Annotated in this window: 19 protein-coding genes; 9 read left to right on the forward strand and 10 right to left on the reverse strand. The window is 68.3% G+C overall.

Translation table 11 applies throughout. From position 1 onward, the window contains the following. The first annotated feature begins 128 nt into the window (after positions 1 to 128). The 6 genes from CHB73_RS08515 (at position 129) to CHB73_RS08545 (ending at position 10,549) form a co-directional block, all read left to right on the forward strand. Entirely contained in the window at positions 129 to 620 is a 492-nt protein-coding gene (locus CHB73_RS08515) for an NfeD family protein (RefSeq protein WP_089274085.1), read from the forward strand. Continuing rightward, on the forward strand, positions 620 to 1,627 hold the full coding sequence (locus CHB73_RS08520; RefSeq protein ID WP_089274087.1) for an SPFH domain-containing protein: 1,008 nt from the start codon (positions 620 to 622) through the stop codon (positions 1,625 to 1,627). The genes CHB73_RS08515 and CHB73_RS08520 overlap by 1 nt, the downstream gene beginning before the upstream one ends. Before the next feature lie 6 nt (positions 1,628 to 1,633). Then, positions 1,634 to 3,262, forward strand: a complete 1,629-nt coding sequence (locus CHB73_RS08525; protein WP_089274089.1) for a DEAD/DEAH box helicase — start codon at positions 1,634 to 1,636, stop codon at positions 3,260 to 3,262. Between the two features lie 12 nt (positions 3,263 to 3,274). After that, the gene (locus CHB73_RS08530; RefSeq protein WP_235641563.1) at positions 3,275 to 4,600 is read left to right on the forward strand and encodes a transcription antitermination factor NusB; all 1,326 of its coding nucleotides are present in this window, start codon (positions 3,275 to 3,277) and stop codon (positions 4,598 to 4,600) included. Positions 4,601 to 4,690: 90 nt separating this feature from the next. Next, a complete protein-coding gene (locus CHB73_RS08535; RefSeq protein WP_089274093.1) occupies positions 4,691 to 6,931 on the forward strand; it encodes a PAS domain-containing protein in 2,241 nt (746 codons plus the stop codon). A gap of 1,359 nt (positions 6,932 to 8,290) precedes the next feature. After that, positions 8,291 to 10,549 carry an autotransporter domain-containing protein gene (locus CHB73_RS08545; RefSeq protein WP_179216971.1) on the forward strand — a complete coding sequence of 753 codons (2,259 nt, stop codon included), beginning with the start codon at positions 8,291 to 8,293 and terminating at the stop codon, positions 10,547 to 10,549. A 151-nt stretch (positions 10,550 to 10,700) separates the two neighbouring features. On the opposite strand, the gene CHB73_RS08550 is transcribed toward CHB73_RS08545, so the two are convergent. The 8 genes from CHB73_RS08550 to CHB73_RS08585 form a co-directional block, all read right to left on the reverse strand. Beyond that, on the reverse strand, positions 10,701 to 11,480 hold the full coding sequence (locus tag CHB73_RS08550; RefSeq protein ID WP_089274097.1) for an NADH-quinone oxidoreductase subunit B family protein: 780 nt from the start codon (positions 11,478 to 11,480) through the stop codon (positions 10,701 to 10,703). A gap of 10 nt (positions 11,481 to 11,490) precedes the next feature. Beyond that, the gene (locus tag CHB73_RS08555; protein ID WP_089274099.1) at positions 11,491 to 12,981 is read right to left on the reverse strand and encodes a hydrogenase large subunit; all 1,491 of its coding nucleotides are present in this window, start codon (positions 12,979 to 12,981) and stop codon (positions 11,491 to 11,493) included. Positions 12,982 to 12,983: 2 nt separating this feature from the next. Then, positions 12,984 to 14,435, reverse strand: coding sequence for a proton-conducting transporter transmembrane domain-containing protein (locus CHB73_RS08560; RefSeq protein ID WP_089274101.1), 1,452 nt, complete (start codon positions 14,433 to 14,435; stop codon positions 12,984 to 12,986). Between the two features lie 6 nt (positions 14,436 to 14,441). Further along, positions 14,442 to 15,080: an NADH-quinone oxidoreductase subunit K gene (locus CHB73_RS08565; protein WP_089274103.1), complete on the reverse strand. Its 639-nt coding sequence runs from the start codon at positions 15,078 to 15,080 to the stop codon at positions 14,442 to 14,444. Between the two features lie 7 nt (positions 15,081 to 15,087). After that, on the reverse strand, positions 15,088 to 16,014 hold the full coding sequence (locus CHB73_RS08570) for a respiratory chain complex I subunit 1 family protein (RefSeq protein WP_089274105.1): 927 nt from the start codon (positions 16,012 to 16,014) through the stop codon (positions 15,088 to 15,090). Continuing rightward, positions 16,014 to 17,996, reverse strand: coding sequence for a proton-conducting transporter transmembrane domain-containing protein (locus CHB73_RS08575; protein WP_089274107.1), 1,983 nt, complete (start codon positions 17,994 to 17,996; stop codon positions 16,014 to 16,016). The genes CHB73_RS08570 and CHB73_RS08575 overlap by 1 nt, the downstream gene beginning before the upstream one ends. Next, positions 17,993 to 18,718, reverse strand: coding sequence for a PTS sugar transporter subunit IIA (locus CHB73_RS08580; protein WP_089274109.1), 726 nt, complete (start codon positions 18,716 to 18,718; stop codon positions 17,993 to 17,995). Before CHB73_RS08580 ends, CHB73_RS08575 begins: the two co-directional genes overlap by 4 nt. Positions 18,719 to 18,930: 212 nt before the next feature. Continuing rightward, positions 18,931 to 19,665, reverse strand: a complete 735-nt coding sequence (locus CHB73_RS08585) for a tetratricopeptide repeat protein (RefSeq protein ID WP_179216972.1) — start codon at positions 19,663 to 19,665, stop codon at positions 18,931 to 18,933. 124 nt (positions 19,666 to 19,789) lie between these two features. Between CHB73_RS08585 and CHB73_RS08590 the strand changes: the two genes are divergently transcribed. Then, positions 19,790 to 20,149, forward strand: coding sequence for a hypothetical protein (locus CHB73_RS08590; RefSeq protein WP_089274113.1), 360 nt, complete (start codon positions 19,790 to 19,792; stop codon positions 20,147 to 20,149). Here the strand turns inward: CHB73_RS08590 and CHB73_RS08595 are convergent. Continuing rightward, positions 20,146 to 21,486 (reverse strand): response regulator, encoded by a 1,341-nt coding sequence (locus CHB73_RS08595; RefSeq protein WP_089274115.1) that lies wholly within the window; start codon positions 21,484 to 21,486, stop codon positions 20,146 to 20,148. The two genes, CHB73_RS08590 and CHB73_RS08595, sit on opposite strands and share 4 nt — an antisense overlap. Before the next feature lie 288 nt (positions 21,487 to 21,774). On the opposite strand from CHB73_RS08595, the gene CHB73_RS08600 reads away from it, so the two are divergent. Next, on the forward strand, positions 21,775 to 22,746 hold the full coding sequence (locus CHB73_RS08600; protein WP_089274117.1) for a flagellin N-terminal helical domain-containing protein: 972 nt from the start codon (positions 21,775 to 21,777) through the stop codon (positions 22,744 to 22,746). An 84-nt stretch (positions 22,747 to 22,830) separates the two neighbouring features. Here CHB73_RS08600 and rnc read toward each other — a convergent pair whose 3' ends face one another. Then, on the reverse strand, positions 22,831 to 23,550 hold the full coding sequence (gene rnc, locus CHB73_RS08605; protein ID WP_089274220.1) for a ribonuclease III: 720 nt from the start codon (positions 23,548 to 23,550) through the stop codon (positions 22,831 to 22,833). Positions 23,551 to 23,563: 13 nt separating this feature from the next. Between rnc and CHB73_RS08610 the strand changes: the two genes are divergently transcribed. Then, entirely contained in the window at positions 23,564 to 25,717 is a 2,154-nt protein-coding gene (locus tag CHB73_RS08610) for an acetate--CoA ligase family protein (RefSeq protein ID WP_089274119.1), read from the forward strand. The last annotated feature ends 21 nt before the right edge of the window (positions 25,718 to 25,738 follow it).

The raw sequence follows: 25,738 nt of genomic DNA on the forward strand, positions 1-25,738 counted from the left end.
GTGCGTGCCGAGGGGCTAAGACCACGCCCCGCCCCGGTTTGTCAATCCCGAAAGGGCATGGTCCGGGCGGGCCTTGCCGCCAGGCCCGCATTGGCGTATTGGTGGCAAGAGAGCGTGGAGGGCTTCTTATGGACGGCATCTGGTCGGCGCAGGTCATCTGGTTCCTGGCGGGGGCCGTGTTTTTGGTGGCGGAGCTTGCGCTGCCGGGCTTTGTGCTGCTGTTTTTCGCCGTGGGAGCCTTCGCCGCCTCGCTGGCCGCGCTGGCGGGCCTTGGGCTGGGCGCGCAGCTTTCCGTATTCATCGCGGCCACCCTGGCCGGGGTGGCGCTTTTGCGGCGGCTGTTCTTGCGCGTGTTCCGGGGGCGCACCCATTCCCCCGGCGGCGAGGAGGAAGCGCCCGGCCTCGACGACGTGGGGGCGGGACAGTCCGCCGTGGCCACGCGGGCCATCGCGCCGGGGCGGCCGGGCGAGATCAAGTTCCGCGGCAGCTTCTGGCGCGCGGAGAGCCATGCCCCCATCGCCGAGGGCGAGGGCGTGGTCATTGTGGGCCGCGCGGCGGGCGACGCCGGGGCCTACCTGGTGCGCCCGGCCGCGGGCGACGAACGCAAAGGAGGCGCATGATGGAAGGCGGCGTGGTCATCCTGGTTCTTCTGGCCATTCTGGTTGTCATTGTCTTCGCCAAGACGGCGCTGGTGGTGCCCCAGAAGTCCGAGTTCATCGTGGAGCGCCTGGGCAAGTACCACAACACCCTGGGCGCGGGCTTCCACATCCTCATTCCCTTCATCGACCGCGTTGCCTACAAGCGCAGCATGAAGGAGGAGGTGCTGGAGATTCCGCCCCAGGTCTGCATCACCCGCGACAACGTGTCCGTCAGCATCGACGGCGTCATCTACCTTGAGGTGCGCGACGCCAAGCTCTCCTGCTACGGCATAGAGAACTACTACCAGGCCGCCATCCAGCTGGCCCAGACAAGCCTGCGCTCGGCCATCGGCAAGATCGACCTGGACAAGACCTTCGAGACCCGCGAGACCATCAACCACCAGGTCATCACCGCCGTGGACGAGGCCGCCCTCAACTGGGGCATCAAGGTGCTGCGCTACGAGATCAGGGACATCAATCCTCCGGCCAGCATCATGGCCGCCATGGAGCTGCAGGTGAAGGCCGAGCGCGAAAAGCGCGCCGAGATCGCCCGCAGCGAAGGCGAGCGCCAGGCCCGCATCAACATGGCCGAGGGCCAGCGCCAGCAGGCCATCAACGTGAGCGAGGGCGAGAAGCAGAAGCGCATCAACGAAGCCGCGGGCCGCGCCAGCGAGATTGAGATCGTGGCCCAGGCCACGGCCGAGGGCATCCGCCGCGTGGCCCAGGCCTTGGACGGCCCCAGCGGCATGGACTCCGCCCGGGTGCGCCTGGCGGAGAAGTACATCGCCGAGTTCGGCAACCTGGCGCGCACCAACAACACCCTCATCCTTCCGGCCAGCGTGGCCGATGTCTCGGGCCTCGTGGCCACGGCGCTGTCCGTGGTGGACGGGATGCGCGGGACGCATGGCAGTTCATCAACCGATCACGGCGCGGACGCCGACGAGGCGAGCCCGCTGGGCTTCGGCCCAGGCGGACCGCGCAGGAGCTAACGATTCATGGATCACGACGACAAAGAGACCACACGGACCACCGACACGACCACCGACACGACCAGCGGCCAGCCCGAGGCCGCCCCGACCCGCCAGTACGTGCAGGCCCCCGGCCTGACCCAGGTGCAGAAGGCCCTGCTTTTTGCCGAGGAACAGGCCAAGGCCCCCCGGCCCGAGGCCGTGGGCGAGATCGCCCCGGAGGACGCCCTGCCAGAGGCCAGCCTCGACACCCTGCCCCAGACCCTGCGCGAAGCGTGCACCCGCGCTGGCTGGAACCAGCTCATGCCCGTGCAGGAGAAAGCCCTGCCCTACATGCTGCAAGGTCGCGACATCATGGTCCAGGCGCGCACGGGCTCCGGCAAGACCGGAGCCTTCCTGCTGCCGCTTCTGGGGCGGCTCAAGCCCGCACAGACCAACTGCCAGGCCCTTATCCTGGTGCCCACGCGCGAACTGGCCCAGCAGGTGGCGGCCGAGGCCGCAACCCTCTTCGCCGGAACCGGCGTGGAATGCGTGGCCGTGTACGGCGGCGTGGGCTACGGCGCGCAGCTCGACGCCTTCAAGCGCGGCGCGCAGATCGTGGTGGGCACGCCGGGGCGCGTGCTGGACCACCTGCTCAAACGCTCGCTGTCCCTGGCGGACTTGAGCACGCTCATCTTTGACGAGGCCGACCGGATGCTTTCCATCGGCTTCTACCCGGACATGAAGGACATCCAGCGCTACCTGCCCCGGCGCCGCGTCCACTCCGCCATGTTCAGCGCCACCTTCCCCCAGCAGGTGCTGCGCCTGGCCCAGGAATTCCTGACCGATCCGGGCAGGCTGTCGCTCTCCGAGGGCCAGGTCCATATAGCGGACATGACCCACGCCTATTACGAGGTCCCCAGCATGGGCAAGGACCGCTGTCTCATGCGCATCATCGAGATGGAGAGCCCGGAGAGCGCCATCATCTTCTGCAACACCAAGGCCGACGTGCACTACCTTACGGCCGTGCTTTCGCGCTTCGGCTACAACGCCGACGAGCTCTCCGCCGACCTCACCCAGTCGCGCCGCGACCAGGTGCTCTCAAGCGTGCGCGAGGGCCGTCTGCGCTTCTTGATCGCCACGGACGTGGCCGGGCGCGGCATCGACATCCCCGGCCTGTCCCACGTGATCCTCTACTCCCCGCCGGAGAACCCGGAGAGCTACATCCACCGCGCGGGCCGCACCGGCCGCGCCGGGGCAGCAGGCACGGTGATCTCGCTGGTGGACGTGATGCAGAAGATGGAGCTCATGCGCATCTCCCGGCAGTACGGCATCAAGCTGGAGGAGCGGGCGCTGCCCACCGAGGCCGACCTGGCCGCCCACGTGGCCCAGCGCCTGTCCACCGTGCTGGAGGCCAAGTGGCGCGCCAAGGACAGCCTGGAGCAGGAGCGCGCGCGCCGCTACGCCGACGTGGTGCGCGAAATGGCCGCGGACGAGCACCAGGCGCTGCTGCTGGCCATGCTTCTGGACGGCGTCTACCAGAACTCCATGCACGTGCCGCCGCCGCGGCCGGAGGGCAGGAAGCCCGAGCCCCAGCCCCAGCGTCAGGACGAGGGGGCCGGTTCCGGGGACGCCCGGCCCGGAGGCGCTGGCCGTCGCCGCCGCCGCAAACGCTAGGTGGCCGCGCCCGTGGCCACCCTGCCGCCGGCCCGCGCCGCCGCCCTGGACTGTCTGACCGCCTGCCTGCTGGAAGGCCGCGATCTGCAGGCCGCCCTGGACACCGCTCTGCGCTCCGATCCGCTCTCGGACCGGGACGCCGGGTTGGTGACCGAGCTTGTCTACGGCTTCTGCCGCCTGAAGGGCCGGGTGGACGCTGTGTTGGACCGCTTTCTGGACCCCAACCGGCCCCTGCGCGCGGAGGCCCGGCTGGCCCTTGGCCTTGCCGCGCACGAGATCGTGCACCTGGACCGCGTGCCCGCCTACGCCAGCGTCAACTGGGCCGTGGACTGGGCCAAGGGCTACCCCAAGGCGCAGCTTTCGGGCCTGTTCAACGCCGTGCTGCGCCGCGTGGCCGACATGGCCGAGGCCGCCCGCACCCTGGCACCCTACAAGGAGGGCGCGCGCGACGAGGCGGAGGCCCTTTCGCGCTATTATTCCTGCCCGGAATGGATCGTGCGGCTGTGGCTCAAGGAGTATTCCCGCGAGGACGCCGCGCGCTATTTGAAGGCCCAGGCGCGGCCGCCGGCCCTTGGCCTGGCCGTGGACGCCCAGGCCCTTGGCGAGGGGGCCGCGCTGGCTCTTTCGCGCAGGTTGGGCGCGCACCCCTCGTGCCTGGCCCGGCAGGGCCTTGGCCTGGCCTTGCGTCCGGGCAGCTCCCTGGACGAGGTGGTCGACGGGCTGGAGCTTTCTCCGTCCGAGCGCGCCGCCGTGTACCGGCAGGGCTTTGCCGCGCGCCAGGCCCTGGCCGCCCTGTCCCCCGGCCAGTGGGAGGCCCCGGTGTGGGACACCTGCTGCGGCCGCGGCGGCAAGACCCGCCTTGTGCTGGAGGCGGGCGCAGGCCCCGTGCTGGCCAGCGACCCGCACATGGGCCGTCTGCGCGCCTTGGCGCGCGAGCAGGCCCAGGCCGTGGCCGAGGGACGGCTTGTGGTGTTCCGGGCCAGCGCCCTTGACGCGCCGCCGCTTTCCGTCCAGCCGCGCACCATCCTGCTGGATGCGCCCTGCACGGGACTGGGCACCCTGTCGCGCCGTCCGGACATCAAGTGGAAGCGCACCCCCCAGGATGTGGACGCCCTGGCCGACATCCAGGCCCGGATGCTGGACGCGGCCTTCCTCGCCTTGCCGCCGGGCGGGCGTCTCTGCTACCTCACCTGCACCCTTTCCCCCCAGGAAAACCAGCGCCAGACCGCGCGCCTGCTGGAAAACCAGCCCGGGGCCCGCCTGGCCGCGACCTGGACCACGCCCCCCGGCGCGGACACGGGCGAGTTCTTCTATGCCGCCACCATCGTCAAGGCGTGAGAGAAGAGACGTCGCGTTCGCCCAGTTTTTGTTTTACACGTCCGCCGAAGCGAGGTATGCGTTGGTCTAATCCTTCCATCCGGGACGGTTATGGGCGCGAACAGGAAGACGAAGCTGCCGGACGACTTGCTGCACGACCTGCCGGACGGCAGCGTGTTCCGCGCCGCCTTTGAATCCAGCAGCACCATCATGTTCCTCATCGACCCCGAGAGCGGGCGCATCATCGGGGCCAACCCCGCCGCCTGCGAGTTCTACGGCTACCACCCGGAGGAAGTGGACAGCATCGCTGCCACCCAGGTGAGCCTGCTCTCCGACGAGCAGCTCATTGCTCTGCTGCGCAGCCTGAGCGCCAAGGGCGGCACGCGCTTCGCCACCCGCCACCGGCTCAAGGACGGCCAGGTGCGCGACATGGAGCTCGACGCCGCGCCCATCATCCTGAAAAGCGGCCGTTCCTGCCTGTTCTTCGTCGGCCACGACATCACCGAGCAGAAGCTGGCCGAGCGTTCCCTCAGGCGCAGCGAGACGCTTTTGCGCGCCATTCTGGATTCCGCCGGGGACGGGGTGGCCTTCCGCGACGCCCAGGGCGTGTACCGCGAGGCGAACCCGGCCTTTTGCCGCATGGCGGGCCTGCCCTGCGGCGAGATCATCGGCCAGCGGCCCGACGGCCTGTTCGACCGGCGCGAGGTGGCGCAAAGCGTGGAGCGCGACCGCCGCGACGCGGACCGGGCCGATCTGCCTGTCTCCTACGAGCTGGATTGGACCGGCCCGGAAGGCGAGCGGCACATCAGCGTGCAGCGCTCCCCGGTGCACGACCCCACGGGCGAGCGCCTGGGCGAGGTGTCCATCAGCCGCGACATTACCGAACGGCGTTTGGCCGAGGCCTCCCTGGCCAAGAGCGAGGGGCTTTTGCGGGCCATGCTCCAGTCCGCCCAGGACTGCATCTTCGTCACCGACGAGAACGACGTGCTGCGCGAGCTGAACCAGAGCTTTTGCACCCATGTGGGCCTTGCGCGCGAAGCGCTTGTGGGACGGCACCTTTCCGCCGCCTTCGAGGGCGAGGTGCTGCGCATCCAGCTTTCCACCAGCGCCCTGGCGCGCAAGACGCGCGAGCCCGTGAGCTTCACCCAGCGTCTGCGCCCCGCCGGGCAGGAGTACTGGATCAGCGTGGTCAAGAGCGCCGTGGTGGACCCCCAGGGCAATTGTCTGGGCGTGGTGGCCATGGGCCGCGACATGACCGCCCAGCGCCAGACGGAAATGGCCCTGCGCTCAAGCGAGCGCCGCCTGGCCGGGCTCATCCGGCAGGCCCCGGTGGGCGTGTTCGAGACCGATGCGCGCGGCAGGCTGGTTTTCGCCAACGAGCGGATGCAGCGGCAGACCGGCCGCACGCTGGAGGCGCTCTCCGGTCTGCGCTGGCTGGACTGCATCATACCCGAGGACCGCGAGGAGTTTCTGGCCCTGTGGAGCGACGCCCTGGCCAACAAGCGCGAGGTGGACCGCGAGGTGCGCATGACCAACGCCCGGGGCAAGGCCCAGTGGCTGTCCTGCCGCATCCGGCCCATGACCGACGGCGCCAGCCGCTTCAGCGGCTACATGGGCGTGCTGGGCGACATCTCCGAGCGCAAGAAGGCCGAGGGGATGCGGTCGGACGTGGAAAGCGTGGTGCGCCACGACCTCAAAAGCCCGCTGGCTTCTGTGCAGAACGCCATGGAGCTGCTGGAGCTGCTGGGGCCGCTTACCCCGGAGCAGGGTCAGGTGGTGGCCGAGGTGCGCACGCTCACCCGCCGACTGCAGGATCTGATTCTGCTGTCCATAGACCTGCACGCCATGGAGGCCGGTGTGTTCAAGCCCGCGCTCACCCCGGTGGATCTCTGCGCCGTGGTGGACGCCCTGCGCGTGGAGCTGCGTCCGCTGGTGGAAGGCAAGGCCCTGCGCATCACCGTGCATTCCGATTGTCCGGGCACGGCGTTTTTCGTGTTTGGGGAGCGGCGGCTGCTGGATGCCGTGTTCTCCAATCTGCTCAAAAACGCGGCCGAGGCCTCGTCCGAGGGCGGGGAGATCACCGTGCGCCTGTCCCAGGAAGGCCCGCTTGCCGAGGTGTTCCTGCGCAACCAGGGCGAGGTGCCCGCAAGCGTGCGCGAGCGGTTTTTCGAGAAGTACGCCACGGCCGGAAAGGCCACGGGCACGGGCTTGGGCACCTATTCGGCGCGTCTCATGGTGCGTGTCATGGGCGGCACCCTCTCCCTCAACACCGAAGAACCCGGCCACACCACGCTGATTGTGCGCCTGCCCGCGGCCACGGGCGCCGCGCAGGACGGCCCGCCTGCCGCCTAGCCGTGGAGCTGCACGACGGTGTGCCGTACCGCCTCAACCCGGTTGATTGGCTGTTTGTGGCGCTGCGGAGCGTGATTGCTGTAGACGGCATATTCATGGAGCCGGCGGGGCAACTCGCTGGCTGTTTCGTTTGCGCCTGCGCAGCTGGGGCGCAGGCCCCCTTGCGCGCCCGATTTGGGTGAAGCGTCCGGCCTTGGCGTTGGTCTCTCTCGCCGGGGCAAGCCGGTTCACGAACCGCGGCGGCCCCCTGTTTCAGGATGAACAGGCGGCGGACTTCCACCCGGCCGGTTCCGCACGGGAAGGCGACACCCCGGTTTGTCGGATGTTCGCCATGAGCGCGCCTGACACTTCTCTTCAAGCTGCTTCCTGACGGCCACATTCCCCTTTGCCGGTTTCGGGCTGGGGCGGGGCTTCCGGTTCCCTGCGCCGCCGGTCCTGTCCGCATGGCTCGGCCATGTCGCCGAAGCCTTTGCCCTTGTGGTGCGTGCGCATTTGCCTCTTCTTCGTCAACCGTCCGTCGCTCGGACGGACTCTGAACGTGTGCGCCATTTGTTGCGACACATCGCTCCATCTCAGTGATGCACGGTTTTCCTATCGATGTTTTGCTGTCGAATGGTCAAGAAAATCTATGAAACCATCAGCCGTCATGAAATGCCTTGACAGCGGATGCATTTTTTTTGCACTCCATTTCTGGAAGTACGTATCATTGCTCAGTTGAAAATCGGTTGTTCTTTCACAGAGTCTATGGTGCGAATGAAGACCAAACCAATGGGAAATGACCACGGCAATGTCCTTTTCCAGCAGGAGCCATGACGCACTGGCGCAGTTGCACAGTCATGCTGTTGCATAGCGACGCATGCAAATCGTGGCGCAGTGACGCGGTGGCGCAGACAAAGCAGCGGGTTGCGTCGAGGTTTCGCTGTGAAAGGACAGGCCCGCCGCGCCCGTTGCCCCAGGGGGGCAAGGCTCTCTGGCTGGGCGATGCAAAACGCGGCCTACAGCGCACGAGCCGGATGTGCGGTGCGTTGGCGGAACAAGGAACGCAAAAGGGACGAGTTTGGACGCAGGACCTCTCTCGCCGTCACCACATCGGCGTGATCGTTGGGTTCTTGTCTTGCAATAAGAAAGCTCGATGGGCATGGGCTGCCCAACGTCTTGGAGCAGACATGGCTGCTTTTGGAGATTCTTTTTTTGTTGTCCCTCTTGGGGACTCATAGGGGACGCAGACTGGGGGCTGAGCACGCCAGAGTAAAGGCTTTTCAAGCCCGGTGGGAATGGCTTCAGCGGCGTGCATACACGGTGCACCGCGTGTCCCTGGAAGAGCGGCAGAGAGAATAAAGCATCTATTGGGAGTGGAACATGCTGTTTTTGAAAGGTTCGACTGGTTCTGTGCACAGCGCAAGGTTGTCTTCATTTCCTCGCGCTGCCCTGCGGTATGCCGCAGCGCTTTCTCTTGGTCTCGCCCTTCTGCTGCCTCAGCATGGCGTTGCCGCTTCCGTTGATTATAGTTCAGATTTTCATGATGTGATAGGCAACGGGTCTGCTCTTGACTCCCTTTTTAGTATTGGGGGATCAAATAATCTTGCGTCACATGCCGAGAACATCTATGCATCCGGCAACACCGTGAACATACTTGGCGGTGCTGTCGTCGATTACGGCATATACGGCGGATATCATGACGGAACAACGACCAGCGCCGACCTTGCGGCCAGCAATAATAGTGTGACGATCGCCTCTGGCTTTGTGGGGCACGGGACTCTGGATATCTTTGGCGGATATGCGAAAACCGCGAATGCGTTTTCCATGACCGCCTCCGATAACACCGTGACCATCAACGGCGGAACTGCGCGTTACGTATACGGCGGCTACGCTTACATCAACACCTTTGGCGCCATCACCGCAACGGCCTCCGGCAATAGCGTCACCTTCAACGCAGGTACACTTGGAAGCATTTATGGTGGCTCGGCATACTCTCACACAGGCGGGACAACACACGCTGTTGCCAACGGCAATACCGTTGCTCTCAGCGGTGGCACAGTTTCGTCTGTTTACGGCGGGAAAGCCTATGCACATGACGGCAATGCTGAGGCCAAAAACAATAGTGTGACAATCAGCGGGGGTACTGTCCTCTGGTCTGTTTACGGCGGGTATGCCTATGCAGGGAACGACCCAGCACAGGCAACAGGCAATACCGTGACCATCAGCGGTTCGCCGAATTTGACGGCCGCAAGCCTCTACGGGGGAGGAACGGGGTTCGGTAATGCTGAGATTTTCACCGGCAATACGCTGAATGTGAAGACCTCTGGCCTGACGGCGGCTCAGCTAAAGAATTTTCAGTATCTCAACTTCTACCTGCCCACCACCTTGGCGGCGGGCGATACGGTGCTGACCGTGACGGGCACGGCGGATTTGACAGGCAGCGCAGGCCGGTCCTCCACCGTCAATGTGGGCATCGACGGTGGCTCTTCGTCCCTGCTGGCAGGGGACACCATCACGCTCATCAACGCCGGAACTCTGGTCACGAACAGCGGGCTGAACACCAGCGCGAGCGGCACGGGAATGCAGGGCGTGACCCTGCTCTACAACTTCGACATCTCAACCGTCGGCAACACGCTGTTGGCCACGGTGGCAGCCAACGCGGGGCTTACGGTCAACGAACAGACCAAGGCGCTTTCGGAAGGGTTTGTTTCCGGCCTGGGCATGGTGACGCAAGGCGCGGACGTGGCCGCCGGGCAGGGCATGGATTCCGCCGTTGCCGCGGCCAAGGCCGGGGCTGCGGCCGGCGGCGGCGCGCCTGTCGGGTTCGGCGCGGTTTCCGGCGGTTCCGTGCGGTACAATACCGGCTCGCATGTGAATGTGAACAGCGCCTCCCTGATGGCCGGTCTGGCCTGGGGAGCCAAGAATCCGCTCGGCCGCCTGACCTTCGGGCCGTTTGTCGAATACGGCTACGGCTCGTACAGCACCTATAATTCGTTCAGCAACGCCGCTTCGGTCAAAGGAGACGGCACCACCAGCTACTATGGCGGCGGTGTTCTTGGCCGCCTGGATTTGCCCGACAGCGGCCCCGGCCACGCCTATGTTGAAGCCTCGACCCGGGCTGGCGGCCTGCAGAACGACTACAAGTCATCCGACCTGCGCGACGCCTCCGGGCGCAGCGCGGAATACGATTCGTCGTCCATGTATTTGGGTTTTCATTTGGGCACCGGCTATGTCTGGAACATCATGGAGAATGCGTCCCTTGACCTCTACGGCAAATACTTCTGGACGCGGCAGCTGGGCGACCGCGTCACGCTGTCTACCGGCGACCCCATCGACTTTAAGGATGTGGACTCCAACCGGCTGCGCATCGGCTCGCGCTTCAGCTACACGATGCATGAGGGGCTCGCCCCCTACGTCGGCGCGGCCTATGAGCATGAGTTTGACGGCAAGGCCCGCGCCACCACAAACGGGTATAGCATGAAGGCCCCGTCCATGGGCGGCGATACCGGCGTCTGTGAGCTTGGTCTTGTGTACGCGCCGCTGGAATCGTTGCCGTTTTCTTTCGATCTTGGCGTGCAGGGCTATGTGGGCAAACGCGAGGGCGTGACCGGCAGCTTGCAGGCCAAGTACGAATTCTAGCCGCGGGAATGCCCTGCGGGCCAGTCGAAGGCCAGCGGCTCTCGTGGCCCATGGTGTGCCAGGATTGCGTAAGATTCGCCCAGGATTTCGCTAAAGCGCCCACAGGCGCTGCAAGAAGGGGGGCCAACGCTTTCGTGGAGCGCTGGCCTCGCTAGCCCGTTTCGCCGCGGCCCAAAAGCCGCAAGAGCCCGTCCAGAATGGTCCAGGGGTGCGGCGCGCAGCCCGGCACCAAAAGATCCACCGGAAGCATGGCCCCGCAGCCGTCGTGGGCCTCCGCATGGCCCGCGAACGGTCCGCCGGAAATGGCGCAGGACCCGACCGCGATGGCCACGCGCGGCTCGGGCGTGGCGGCCCAGGTCTTCTCCAGGCCCAGGCGCATGTTCTCGGTCACCGGCCCGGTGACCAGCACCCCGTCGGCGTGGCGCGGCGAGGCCACGAACTGGATGCCGAAGCGCCCCAGGTCGAAGACCAGGGTGTTCAAGACGTTGGTGTCCAGTTCGCAGGCGTTGCAGCCGCCCGCGCTCACCTGCCGCAGCTTGAGGGAGCGCTTGAACAGGGCCAGGCGTTCCGGCGGCAGGGCCTCTGCGTGCACAAACGGCCCGCCGCGCAGGATGAGCGCCTCGCGCCTGCTTGCGGACATGCGGAAGTCGCCCGTGAAGCGTATGGCCCCCTGCGGGCAGGCGGCCGCGCAGTCGGTGCAGAACAGGCAGCGGCCCAGGTCCAGGGACAGCCCGCCGCTCACGGGGTCGTCCAGGCGGATGGCCCCGGCCGGGCAGGCGGCCGCGCAGGCTCCGGGCGTGGGGCAGCCCGTGCAGGCGGCGGGGTCTATCTCCGGCCGTCCGGGATAGCGGTCCGGCAGAACGGGCTGCTTGTGCGGGTAGGGCAGGGTGCGGTGGCCTTGGCGCAGGCGGGCGATGACGTGTTGGATCATGTCCGCCTCCCTAAAGGTCGTGTCCGCAGTAGGACAGGCTGAAGCTTTTGTTGCATATGGGGAAGTCCGAAATCTGCTGGTTGCGCAGGGCCATGGACAGCCCGGCCCAGTTGTGGAAGCTGGGATCCACCACCTTGTAGGCGCAGAAGCGCCCGGTCGCGTCGGTCAGGGCCACGTGGCAGATCTCGCCCCGCCAGCCCTCCACCAGGGACACGGCCAGGCTTTCCGGGGCCAGGGCGCCCATGGGCGTGGCGAAGCCGCAACGCGACGGGCATTGGGGCAGGTGGGTCAGGCGCTCGCGCAGGAACTTGTCCGAGTGCAGAAGCTCAATGTGCCGCACAAAGGCGCGCCCGGCCACGTCGCCGGTCTGGGCCACGGCCACGGGAATATGGGAGAAGGCGTAGGCCCCGACGGGATAGTCCTGGCGCACGTCGATCTCCACGTCGCAGGCCCGCGCGGCCACGCCCACAAGCCCCAGGGCCAGGGCGTCCACGCGGGAGACCGGCCCGGTGCGCTCAAGGCGCGACACCACCGAAGGCGTGCTCCACAGAAGCTCCACCGCCTCCACGCACTGCGGGAACACCTCGGAGAGGTGCGCCAGCACCGCCTCGGCCCTGGCGCGGTCCAGGTCGAAGCGGGTGCCGCCGGGGGTGAGCAGCCCGCGCCCGAAGCGGCTGCCGCACAGGGCGGCCGTCATGTTCAGAAAATCGCCGCGGATGCGTCCCAAGAACGACGAGGTTGGCAGAAAGCCCAGGTCCATGGCCAGCGCGCCCAGGTCGCCCGCGTGGTTGGCCAGGCGCTCCAGCTCAAGGGCGATGGCCCGGAACACCTGCGCCCCGGCGGGAACCGGGCAACCGGCCAGGGCCTCCAGGGCCTGGCAGGCCGCCGTGGCGTGGCCGATGGTCGTGTCGCCGCAGAGGGTCTGCATGTGCTGCAGGAACAGGGGGCCGGGCCCTCCGACAAGCGCGCGCTCCACGCCCCGGTGCTGGTAGCCTAGGGATATCTCCAGGTTCAGCACGTCCTCGCCGTGGCACAAGAAGCGGAAGTGCCCGGGCTCGATGATGCCCGCGTGCACCGGGCCCACGGCCACCTCGTGCCCGCCCTCGCCCTGCGCCTCCATGAAGCGCGCCAGGCCGATCTCCGGACCGTTGGCCGAAGCGTTGTCCGGGGCGCGCTGGGGAAAGCGCACCGGCTTCAGCCAGGGGTGTCCCAGGGGGGTGACGCCCCAGGTCTCCCATATCTCGCGCTCGAAAAGATGGGCCTGCGGGCAGTCGGGCGTCAGCGCCGGATAGGCCGACCCGGCAGGGGCGGAAATGACATGCAGCACACCCAGGCGGTCTTCGGCCAGCACGGCCAGAAGCCGAAGCTCGTCGGCCACGGGAGCGCAGAACAGCGCCGCCAGCCGGGCCTCGTGCAGCACCGCCTCCAGCACCTCGGTGCAGAACTCCTCGGCCGGAAGGCGCGGCACCGCGCGCAGGGGAATGGCCTGGGCGTTGCGCATGGCTAGAACCCTCCCGTTATGCGCGCGGACGCGGCCAGCATGTCGGCCAGGGGCTCCGGGTGCCACAGGCCCAGCAGCAAAACGCAGAGCATGAGCACAAGCGGCGGCCAGCAGGCGCTCATGCGCTCGGCCTGGCGCGGTTGCGCCCCGTGCCCCTGCGCCATGCGGAAGGCGGCGGTGGTGATGCCGATGAACGCCATGGCGATGAGCAGCAGGTAAGCCCCGGCCAACAGGGGGCGCGGCCCGGCAAGCGCCGCGCGCAGGATGGCCAGCTCGCTCACGAAGGTTCCGAAGGGCGGCATTCCGGTGAGGGCCAGCACTCCCGCCACCCACAGGGGGCCGGACCAGGGCAGGGCGCGCACCGCGCCGCGCACCCCGGAGACCTCCTTGGTCAGGTACAGGGCCAGGACGTTGCCCGCCAGCAGGAACATGGCGCCCTTGGCCGCGCCGTGGGCCAGCATGTGCAGCAGGCTGCCGTGCATTCCCGCCCCGCCGATGCCCGCGCCAAAGGCCAGAATGCCCATGTGCTCCACGCTGGAATACGCCAGCAGGCGCTTGTAGTCCGTCTGCCGGAGCAGGAACACAGCGGCCCAGGCCATGCTCGCCAGGCCCAGGGCCACCAGCAGGTCGCCCGCGAACTGGGCCTGCCCGGCGGCGGAAAGCACCTGCCGCACGCGCAGAATGGCCAAGAACGACACGTTCAGCAGGCAGGTGCTCATGAGGGCAACAAGCGAGGGCGACTCGCTGTACACGTCGGGCAGCCAGGTGTGCATGGGGGCCAGGCCCATCTTGGTGCCGTAGCCCACCAGCAGGAACACGAAGGCCGCCTTGAGCAGCATGGGGTCCAGGCTCGGGCCCGCGGCCATGAGCGCGGAAAGGTGCAGCGACACCTCGCCGCCCCCGGCCAGGGCCAGCATGTACGTGCCGAACAGGGCCAGGGCGATGCCCACGGAGCAGAGCAGCAGGTACTTCCAGGTGGCCTCAAGCGAGCGGTGATGGCGGTGGAAGTAGATGAGCGGGGCCGAGGCCAGGGTGGTGGCCTCCACGCCGACCCACAGAAGCCCCAGGTTGGCCGCCATGCACACAAAGCTCATGGCGCCCAGGAACAGCAGCAGGCAGCCGGTGAAGCGCGCTTCCGGCGAGTTGGAGAACAGCCCGCCCTCCACCATGTCCGGCCGCTGGCCGCGCGTCTCGCGGTCCAGGTAGCCCACGGCGTACAGGGCTGCGGCGAAGAACAGCACGCTTGTGGCCAGCAGGAAAATCCTGCCCGGCGCGTCCAGCAGCAGCGCGCCGTCGAACATGGGCCGCGAGCGCCCGGCAAAGGTGGCCAGGGTGAGGGCCAGGTGCGCCACGGCGGCCGCCACAAGCATGATGCGCCGGGGCCTGTTCCGGGGAATCACGAAGGCGGCCAGCCCGGCCAGCCCCGGCACGACTATGGTCAGCGCGTCCAGCATCGTCCGCTACTCCTTGAGCGACGCCAGTCTGTCGGCGTCGATGTGGTCGAATTCGCGGTTGATGCGGAAGATGGCGATGCCCATGACGAACACCGCCACGAACACGTCCAGAAGAATGCCCATCTCCACCAGCAGTTGGGCCTTGCGCAGGGCCACGGCCCCGAAGGCGAAGATGCCGTTTTCCAGCACCAGGTAGGCCACCACCTGGCTTACGGCCTTGCGCCGGGCCACGATGCCGAAAAGCCCCACCAGGATGGTGAAGAAGGCCACCGGGGTAAGCAGCTGCGGCAGGCCCACGGGCATGGGCATCCGGCCGCCCAGCCACACCGAGGCGGCCAGGGCCGCCACCCCGAAGAGCAGCGAGGCTGAGTAGCCCACGTAGGGCTCCACCTCCGCGCGCACGTGCGCGCTCTCAAGGGAGCGGAACAGCAGCCAGGGGAACACGCCCCCCTTGAGCACGGCCGTGGCTGCGGAGACGGCAAGCGAGGAGAGCGCCAGCTCCCCGTGGCCCAGCAGCGGCAGAAAGGCCAGCCCCACGCCCTGGAAGGCCACCATGCGGATGCACAGGCCGATGCGGCTGGTGCCCAGAAGCACCAGATTCGTGAGCACCAGGCCCACCAGGATCAGTTCCACCAGCGAGTGCATTCGTGCATCACCTCAAAAGCAGTATCAGCGCCAGCCCGGAGAGCGCCGTGGCGCCCACCAGCAGGCGCGGCACCATGAGCAGCCGCAGCCGCGCCATGCTCGACTCCACCACGCCCACCACCAGCGCCAGGGCGAGGATTGCGCCGGTCCCCGCCGCCACGGCGGCCAGGGCCTCCCCGCGCACCGGGACGAGCACCCCGGTCAACACCGCGGCCAGGGTCCACAGCTTCACGCCCTGGCCGTACAGAATGAAGGCGAAGTCCGGCCCGGAATGGTCCAGCACCATGACCTCGTGGATCATGGTCAGCTCCAGGTGGGTGTTGGGGTCGTCCACCGGGATGCGGCAGGTCTCGGCCAGCAGCACCAGGAACAGCGCCGAGGCCGTGAGCGCCAGCACCGGGGCGGCGGCCTCCCAGCGCGCGGCGTCGATGCGGGCGAGCATCTCCGCCAGGGAGTAGGCGCCGGTGGCCTGGGCCAGGGCGGCCAGGCCCAGCACCTGGGCCAGTTCCGCGGGCACGGCGAACTGCATCTCGCGGCTGGCGCCCATGCCCTCGAAGCTGGAGCCCGTGTCCAGGGCGGCGGCGGCGGTGGCGAAGCGCGACAGGGACAGAAGCCCGGCGAAGAGGAACAGGTCGCCCTCGAAGGAGATGAGCCCCGGCTGTCCGCCCAGGGGGGCCAGGGCCAGGGCGCACAGGGCGCAGGCCAGACCCAGGGTCGGGCCCAGGGCGAAGGCCCAGCTGGTGCTGCGGCTTATCACCGCGCCCTTGCGCAGCAGCTTGGCCAGGTCGAAGTAGCTCTGCAGCAGGGGCTGGCCCGTGCGCCCGGCGAACTTGGCCTTCACGCGGTTGATGATCCCGAAGAGCAGCGGGCACAACAACAGGCCAAGGACCATGCGCGGCAAGGCGTCCAGGTGGAGCGCGGTCTGGGCGGGCATCAGGAAAGCCCCCATGCGAGCAGCGCCACAAGCGTGGCGGCGATGTAGAGCACGTACACGTGCACCTGCCCCTGCTGGAGCCGGTGCAGGGCCTTCAACCGGTCGTCCAGATAGCCGAAGAGCGCCAGAAAGCCCGTGAGGATGCGGTCTTGCGCCTCGGCAAAGTAGCCCGCGCGCGCGGGGAAAAGCCCCCAGGGCCGCGTGGCCTGGCCGAAGGAGCCGGTGAGCGCCCGGAACATGTCCGCCAGGGGCTGGGCGAAGGACGAATAGGTGTACTGGATGCGCGCGGTGGGCGCGATGTACCCGCAGTCCCAGGTGGGGCCGTGGCGCAGGTCGCGGCCGCGCAAAAGTCCCCGGCGCAGCAGCAGGATGCCGCCCAGCAGCGCCAGCAGCAGGGTGAAGGCCATGCTTGCGCTCAAAAGGCCCTCCACAAGGCTTGCGCCCTGTTCCGGCGCGCCGGGCAGATGCGGGGCCAGGGCGCGCAGGGCGGTTTCCAGCAGCAGGGGCGCGCCCAGGCCGAGGAACAGGCCGAATGTGGCCAGGGCCGCCATGGGCAGGCGCATGGCAACGGGGGATTCGTGGGCCGCTGCCGCCGTTTGGCTGCGGGGTTCGCCCAGGAACACCACGCCAAAGGCCCCCACGAAGACCGCCGCGGCCAGCCCGGCGCACAGCACCAGCACGGAGAGCACCGCCAGGCTGGGGATGTCCAGGCTGGGAGTGGGGAGCAAGAGGCCCTTCACGGCGGCCAGGCCAAGGGTCAGCTCCGAGGCGAAGCCGCCCAGGGGCGGCAGTCCGCAGATGCCCAGCGCCCCCACCAGAAAGGCCGCGCCCGTGGCCGGCATCCGCCGCATGACGCCGCCCAGGCGGTCCATGCGGGGCTCGCCCGTGCCGTGCAGCACGCTGCCCGCGCAGAAAAAGAGCAGGGATTTGAATACCCCGTGGTTCACCACATGGAGGAGCGCGGCGGAAAAGCCCAGGGCGGCGATAAGCGGAGCGTCGCAGGCGCGGCCCAGCGCCCCGAGCCCAAGGCCCAGGAGCATCAGCCCGGCGTTCTCCATGCTGGACCAGGCCAGCAGGCGCTTGAGCTCCGCCTGGCCCAGGGCCCCGCACACGCCCAGCACCGCCGTGGCCCCGCCCAGGGCGATGAGGGTCCAGCCCCACCAGGGCTCCGGGGGCAAGGCCAGCAGCACGCGCAGGATGCCGTACACGCCGGTCTTGATCATCACGCCGGAGAGCACGGCGGACACATGGCTCGGCGCGGCGGGGTGCGCCTCGGGCAGCCATACGCCAAGCGGGGCCAGGCCCGCCTTGGAGCCGAAGCCGACGAGGGCCAGCAGAAAGGCCAGCCCGGCCGCGACGCCCGCGCCCGGCAGGGCCGTCAATTCCGCGCCGGGGCCGCTGGCAAGGCCGGGGGTCGGCGGCCAGGCCGCGCCCGGCAGCAGGCACAGGGCCAGCAGGAAGGCCGCGCCCAGGTGCGAGGCGATGAGGTAGATGCGTCCGGCACGGCGCACCTGGGCCTCGGCGTCCTCCATGCACACCAGGAAATAGGACGAGAGCGCCATGCCCTCCCAGAACAGCAGCAGGAGCAGCGGATCGCGCGCGGTGAACACCCCGGCGATGCACGCGGCGAGGATGTTGTAGAAGAACCAGGGCGGCCCGATGCGCTTGCGGCCCTCCAGATTGGCCAGGTAGCCCCGGCCGTACACCGCGCCCAGGGCGACGAGGACCAGCGCCGGGACCAGGAACATGGCGGAGATTCCGTCAATGGCGAGCGAGCCCAGGCCCCAGGGAGGCGGCCAGGCCAGGCGGAGCTCCCAGTCCTGCGGGGCGACCAGGGCCTGCGCGGCGGGGACAAGGCCCAACAGGCAGCCCAGCACGGCGCTGCCCGCGCCCACGGCGTTGGCGGCGCGGAAGGAGCGCGGCAGCAGTGCGGCCAGCGCGCCAAGCAGGAAGGTCAGCAGGCAGGCGGCGAAGAGGGTCATTGGCGTCTCCCCCGGCGGGCGGCGGCGCTGTCGTGCGCGTGTTCCGCGGCGGCCGCGGCGGTGAGCAGGGCGGCCTCGGACGCGCGGGAAAGCACGGCCTGCCGGAAATCGGCGTCGCGCAGGGCCGCGGCCAGAAGGGCGAGCAGCGTCAGGTGCGCGCGCACCGTGGGCGAGGCCAGCACGAACACGGCCTCGATGGGCGCGTTGTCCGGGGTGGGCACGGCGGAAAGCGGCAGGGGCCGGGCCGGATAGACCAGCACGATGCGCGGGGTTTCGCCCAGGATGAGCGGGGCGCGCACGTGCGGGGCCAGCACGCCGCCGCCAACGGCCGTGATGCCCGTGGCCTCGCGGGCCAGCAGCATGGCAAGGACCAGTTCGCGCTGGTGCTCGGGCGCATCGGGGATCATGTGCCCCACCACCGGGCAGAGCAGTTCCGGCAGGGTGTTGGCGCAGATGCCCCGCATCACCCCACCGGCGCGCATGGCCCCGGCAAGGGCCGAGACCGTTTCGCGGGCCTGGCCATCGGCTTCGGGCTCCAGTTCGCGGGCCAGGGCCGTGGGGCCCATGCCGTGGTGCAGGGCCCACTCCAGCAGTTCCGCGCGGTTGAAGTGGTACAGCCCGCCCAGGCGCACGGTGGGCAGGCCCGCGTGGGCGATCCAGCGCAGCACCGTCTTTTCCGTGCAATCCAGGGAAGCCGCGGCCTCCCGCAGGGTGAGCCTCATGCCGCATCCTCGTCGTCCGCTTGTGACCAAGCGGTCAAATCGTGGCCGAAAGGCTATGGCGCAGAAGCACGCCTCGCCACGGAGAACGGCTGCGCCACCAGCATGACCGAGCGGTCAAATGCTGGGCGTCACCTATTTCCGGCCACTGGTTGCGAAAACCGACACACAAAATGCTTTTGCGTGGCGTTTGTCAACCAGGAAAATGCGGGGGGTCAGGGTTCTCGGCAGTAGTCCATGGCCCGCGCATCCTTCAGGCGTTGGCATTGCCCCAGGGCGCAGGCCCGTCCATAGTCCTCGCACATGCCACGCACATCGCCCATTTGCGAGCGTGCCACGCCCCGGTTCGCGTAGGCCGTGGCCTGCCCGGCGTCCAGGGCGATGGCGCGGGTGAAGTCCGCCTCGGCTTCCTGGTGTCGGCCCTGTTCGTCCCGCGCCACGCCCCGGTTGATCCAGGCCACGGGGTCGTCCGGGGCAAGCTGGATGGCGCGGGTGAAGCTGGCCTCTGCGGCGCGGGGCTGGTCCAGAAGGAAGAAGGCGTCGCCTTGCGCCAGCAGGGCGGGCGCGTGGCGTGGGTCGAGCATGAGCGCGGTCCGGTAGTCCTCCAGGGCGCGCTCCATGTGCCCCAGCAGGGCGAGGCTCAGGCCACGCTCCACAAAGGGTTGGGGCTGGCGGGGGGTGCGCAGGATGAGCCGGTTGGCCTCGGCCACGGCGTCTTCGGGCCTTCCGGCCTGGCGCAGGGCGCGCACGGCTTCCAGGTCGGCAGCTGCAGGGGCGCTGCGCAGGGCCGGGGCGGCGTCGAGTTGGCCCTGCCCGGAGGGCGGCGCAGGGGCCTGCGCGCAGCCCGCCAGCAGCGCCGCCAGCAGCGCCGCCAGCAGTCTGGCCAAAACAAGGCGTGCGCAGGCGCGTGCGGCCTTGGGGCCATGGGGCAGAGCGGGACGCGGGGCCATATGGTCCTCCTGCCCGCGCGGACGGGTCCGGACCGCTGGTCGGGCGCGGTACGCCCGGGGGGGTTGACGGCGGCGGTGAAAACGCGTCATGCACGGCTGTTCTCCCACGCTAGCGAGGTTTCCCATGTCCCGCAATACAATAGTGACCGTTCTCGTGTTCGCCCTCACCTACGTGGGGAGTTTTTATTTTCGCATCCATGTGGTGGACACCCCGGTGGGTGTGGATGGGGGAGGCGTCTTGTTTGGGGCCGCTCGCCAGGCCATGCTCTGGGGGCAGCTTTCCGGGGCCTGGGGAGTTGGCAGCCTCGTCGCCGGCCTTGCGGCGCTGTTCTTCGGGGGGCTTGGACCTGTGCTGGCCTGGAGCGTTTTGACCGCCATGGCCCTGTGCAACTACAATGTCGATCTTGGGGCCATCGGCTTTGTGCTGGGCTTTTTGCGCCTTGTCCGCTTCCAGCGTCCGGCGCGGGAGCGGTCGGCGGTCTAGACGCCCAGCTGTTCCAGGCGGGAGAGCAGCCGCTTGCTGGCAGCGTGCTCCGGGTCCTGCTCCAGGGCCGCGTTCAGGTAGAAGCGGGCGTTGCCGATGTCCTTGACCATGGCGAAGGCGCTGCCCATGTTGTAGGCCACGATGGGCGCCGTCTTGTGGAAGTCCGGGGCGATGCGCCGAACCTGCTCGTAGGCGCCTACGGCCATGCGGTGCAGTTGGCCGTCGGCGTAGGCCAGGCCCATGTTGTAGATGACGCGCTCATCGGACGGGGACACGGTGAGGGCCTTTTTGTAGTTCTCCACGGCCTCGCGCCACTTGCCCTGCCGCCGCAGGGCGATGCCCAGCCGGTTGAAGGTGACCATGTCGTCCACGGTGAGGTTGTCGCCCTTCATGTCCAGCAATTGCACATAGTATTTCTCGGCCAAGTCCGGGGAGGCCTCGGCCACGGATTCGGCGATCTCCTGCACCACGCGGTCCACGTGGTTCAGCGCCTCGCGCTGGGCGTTGGCGATGGCGGCGCTGAAATACTTGTCGGCGTGCTCCATGTCGTTCTTGCGCACATACACCTTGCCGATCTCGCATTTGCGCTCGGTGTTCAGCGGGCTGATGACGTCGAGCTTGCGCAGGTAGCGCAGGTAGGCGTCCTCGTCGAGTTCCTTGTGGGCATCGGCCAGCTTTTTGAGCGGCTCCAGGTACAGGCGCGCGCCCACGTGCGCGGTCTCGTAGGCGCGAATGGCCTCGTCGCGGCGGCCTTCGGCCAGAAAGGCGTCGCCCAGAAGCATGTAGGCCACGGGGCTTTTTTCCTTGAGCCGCAGGATCTCGGCGCTGATCTGCTTGGCCTTGGCCGTGTCGCCAGCCTCCAGGCTGGCGCGGGCCTCCTGCACCAGTTGGCTGATGCGCCCCTGCGGTTTGATGGCCCCGGCCATTTTCTCCACCAGGGTGTCGATGCTCACGGGCTTGGTGAGGATGCTGTCCACGCCGATCTCGTAGAGCTGCGAGAGGTCCGCCTTGCTGGTTTCCTGGGTCATGACCAGCAGGCGCGCCTCGGGGAAGGTGGTCTTGATTGCGCGCATGAACTCCAGGTTCGGTTGGCCGCGCAGCATCCTGTCCGCCAGCACAAGCACGGGCAGCTTGCGCGAAAGGCGGTCGCGCACGGCCTTCATGGTCTGGTTGGGCTCCGCGTACACCAAAAGGCAGTCGGTCTTGACGGCCAGGGTCTTGAACACCGCGGTGCGCATGGCGCGCACGAAAAGCTGGTCGTCGGAAAGCATGATCAGCATTCCGGCCTGGTTTTCAAGAAAATCGCGTAGATCCTGGTCGAGTTTCGGGGCGGCCATGGCGTCTCGTGCTGCTTGAGTGGCGGGGGGATGTGCGAACCGTGGACATACTGTTTTTGTCTGAAATACACACGTGGTTTGAAACTGTCGAGTGCGCAGGAGGAAAAATGGGTATGACAAGGCGCTGACGCCCGGCAGCTTTTTCTTGGCCGGAGTTGGCGACTTGAAATAGTTTAGAGTTTTTTATGATGGATAACCTACTGCGATTATAAATATTCATCTTGTTGGCACTGTCCGTGCATACCGCAGGGCCAAAGGGAATGTTTTTCGAACAAGGAGGTTTCCATCATGTCTTTGGTGATCAATCACAACCTGATGGCCATGAACGCGTCCCGCAACCTGGGTACCGCGTATGGCGCATTGTCCACCTCGACCCAGCGCCTGTCCTCTGGCCTGCGCGTGAACACCGCGGCCGACGACGCCGCGGGCCTGGCCATCCGCGAGCTCATGCGCGCGGACATCAAGAGCATGAACCAGGGCGTGCGCAACGCCAACGACGCCATTTCCATGATCCAGACCGCCGACGGCGCGCTCGGCGTCATCGACGAGAAGCTCATCCGCCTGAAGGAACTGGCCATGCAGGCCTCCACCGGCACCTACAGTTCCGACCAGCGCATGATGATCGACTCCGAGTATCAGGCCATGTGCTCGGAAATCACGCGAATCGCCAACGCCACCGACTTCAACGGCATCCACCTGTTGAACGGCAAGCTTTCGGGCGAGGCCACCAGCCACAACGGCACCGGCGTCGAGTCCGTTGGCGCGCTGAAGATCCACTTCGGCTCCGGCAACGACTCCTCCGAGGACTACTACTACATCAACGTGGGCTGCGCCACGGCCTCGGCCCTGGGCCTGGGCACGCTGACCGGCAGCAAGAACAAGTACACCGCCGACCAGATCGCCAACGCGGCCACCGAACTTGAGCGCGCCCAGATGCTCGCCGAGAACAACGCGGGCAAGAGCATCTCCACCCAGGAGCTGGCCCAGCAGACCCTGGAGGCCATCAACCAGGCCATCATTTCCAAGGACAAGATCCGCGCCGCCCTGGGCGCCATGCAGAACCGCCTGGAGAACACCATCACCAACCTCTCCATCCAGGCGGAGAACCTGCAGGCCTCCGAGTCGCGCATCTCCGACGTGGACGTGGCCACGGAGATGACCGAGTTCACCCGCCAGCAGATCCTGGCGCAGTCGGCCGTGGCCATGCTGGCCCAGGCCAACAGTCTGCCCAAGATGGCCCTGCAGCTCATCCAGGGTTAGCCGGGCCGCGGCCCTGGCGCCGTAGACCAAGCGCTTTCGCGGGCCGGATGGGGACGACGCTCCCCGTCCGGCCTTTTGCGTGCGCTATTTGTCCTGGCTGCGGGTGGAGGAGAGGGCGTGGATGGCAACCTGCGCGGCGGCCTGCTCGGCCTTTTTCAGGCTTGGGCCGCTGGCGCGGAAGCGCTGCCCGTCGGGAAGCTGCGCCTCCACCTCGAAGGTCTTGTGGTGCTCCGGCCCGCTGGACTCCACCAGGGCGTACACGGGCCGCTGGCGAAAGTGCTCCTGGGTCAGCTCCTGCAGGCGGCTTTTGCAGTCCTTGCCGCCGGGCAGGGCGGGGGTTTCGGGCCACAGGGGATCGAGCAGGCGCAGCACCAGCTCTTGCGCGGCGGCAAAGCCCCCGTCCAAAAACACCGCGCCGAAGAGCGCCTCCAGGGCGTCGGCCAGCAGGCTGTCGCGCTCGCGGCCGCCCTGGGCCTCCTCGCCTTTGCCCAGCAGCATTCTGCGGTCCAGCCCAAGGCCGCGCGCGACGCAGGCCAGGGTGCTGGTCTTCACCAGGCGCGAGCGCAGCTTGGTCAAGAGCCCTTCCGCCGAGTCGGGGAAGCGGCGGTAGGCCTCCTCGCTTACGCACAGTTCGAGCACCGCATCGCCCAGGAACTCCAGGCGTTCGTTGGAAAGCTCCGGGCAGCCCTGTTCGTTGGCCCAGGAACTGTGCGCCAGCGCCAGTTCGAGCAGCTTGACTTGCTTGAAGCGATAGTGGATGTCATCCTGAACCGAGGCGAGAATCTGGTTCACCAAGTCCTCCATGAAGGCCGCCCGCATGTCCGAATCCCAATCCCTGTCCGCGCTGTTCGCCCCGGCCTCCGTGGCCGTGGTGGGCGCCTCGCGCAGCCGGTCCAAGGTGGGCGGCATGGTGCTGGCGAATCTCTTGGCCGCAGGGTACAGGGGCGTCGTCCATGCCGTCAATCCCGCGGCGGCGGCGGCCGGGCAAAGTCTCGCCGGGCTCGCCCCCCTGGCTTCCTCCTCGGAGCTGCCCCACGGGGTCGACCTGGCGGTGCTCTGCCTCCCGCGCGCGGCCGCCCTGCCCGAACTGGCGCTCCTGGCCTCGCGCGGGGTGCGCGCGGCCATTGTGCTGGCGGCGGGCTTTCGCGAGACGGGCAGGCAGGGCTTTCTCGCCGAGCAGGAGCTGACGCGCATCGCCCGCGAGGCCGGGATGCTGCTGCTCGGGCCGAATTCCCTCGGGCTCATCAATACCGCCTGTTCCCTCAACGTCAGCTTCGCCGCCGGGCATCCCGCGCCGGGCGGGGTGTCGTTCTTTTCCCAGTCCGGGGCCATGTGCGTCTCCGTGCTGGACTGGGCCATGGGCCTTGGGCTCGGCTTTTCCAAGTTCGTCAGCCTGGGCAACAAGGCCTGCCTCAACGAGGCCGCCGCCCTGCGCGCCCTTGGCGACGACCCGGAGACCAGGGTCATCCTCGGCTATTGCGAGAGCGTTGAGGACGGCCGGGAATTTCTTGCCGCCGCGCGCGAGGTTGCGGCGCGCAAGCCCGTGCTGCTGCTCAAGGCGGGCATCACCCCGGCCGGAGCGCGGGCGGTTTCGGCGCACACGGGCTCGGCCTCGGGCTCGCCCGCGGCCTACCACGCGGCCTTTCGCCAAGCGGGCGTGATCCATGTGGGCGAAATGTCTGAGCTCTTCAGTCTGGCCCAGACCTTCGCCCTGCTGCTGCCGCCCGCCGGAGGCGGTCTGGCCGTGGTCACCAATGCGGGCGGGCCGGGCATTCTGGCCGCCGACGCCTGCGCCCGCACCCAGCTTTCCCTGCCCCGGCCTGCCGCCGCCACCCTGGAGCGCCTCTTGGCCGAACTGCCGGGCTTCGCCTCTTTGTACAATCCGGTGGACTTGCTGGGCGATGCCGGGCCGGACCGCTACCGGACCGCCCTGGCCTACCTGCTGGCCGATCCGAACATCCACGCCGCGCTGGCCATGCTCACCCCAACAGCCCGCTCCGAGCCCCTCCAGACGGCACGCGCCGTCATCGAGGCCGCGCACGGGCCGGACAACCCGCAGACCAAGCCCGTGGCGGCGTGCCTTCTGGGCGGCGCGGCCGTGCGCCCCGCGCGTGAGGCGCTGCACGCGGCCGGGATTCCCTGCTTCGACTATCCCGAAACCGCCGTGGCGGCCCTGGCCGCCCTGCACGGCCGCGCCGCGCGCGTGCGCCGGGACGAACACGCCCCCCCCGCCGATGCCGAGGAGTTCCTGCCCTGGGACGACGAAGCCCTGTCCATCATCGAGGCTGCGCAAACCCAGGGGTTGCGGGAGCTGGGCGGGGTCACCGCGCTGGAGGCCGCCCACGCGGCCGGGCTGCCCGTGCTCACCACCGGCCTTGCCCGCAGCAGCGCCGAGGCCGTGCGCCTGGCCGGGGAGATCGGTCTGCCCGTGACCCTGCGTCTGGCCTTGCGCGGCGGCGAGACTTCGGGCGACGAGTGCTTTGGGGCCGGGGTTTCGCCTCCGCTGGCGGACCCGGAGGCCGTGCGCCGGGCGTTCGGGGCCATCACCAGCAGCGCCGCGCGCCTGCGGCCCGAGGCCGGCGTGAGCGGTTGCCTGGTGCAGGCGGCCGCGGGCATCCCCCGCGAGGGCTTCCGCCTGGAGGCGGGCTTTGCCCGCGATCCCCAGTTCGGGCCCCTTGTGTCCTTCGGCATGGCGGGGGTGGGGTCCGATTTGCTTGGCGATGTTTCCCACCGTCTTGCCCCCTTGACCCGTGAGGACGCACGCGAGATGCTGCGGGAGGTGCGCTTCTACCCGCTGCTGCGCGGCGTGGGCGGAGGGCAGGTGGTTTCGCTTGCCGCCCTGGAGCGCCTGCTGCTGGGCGTCTCCCGGCTGGCGTGGCGCGCACCCGCCCTGGCCGGGGCCAGTTTCACCCCTGTGCTGGCCGGAACCGAGGGCGTGTTCGTGGCCGGGGCTAGGCTGGCCCTGGTCTAGCGCGCCAACAGCGCACCACAA

The organism is Humidesulfovibrio mexicanus, assembly GCF_900188225.1.
GTDB lineage: Bacteria > Desulfobacterota > Desulfovibrionia > Desulfovibrionales > Desulfovibrionaceae > Humidesulfovibrio > Humidesulfovibrio mexicanus.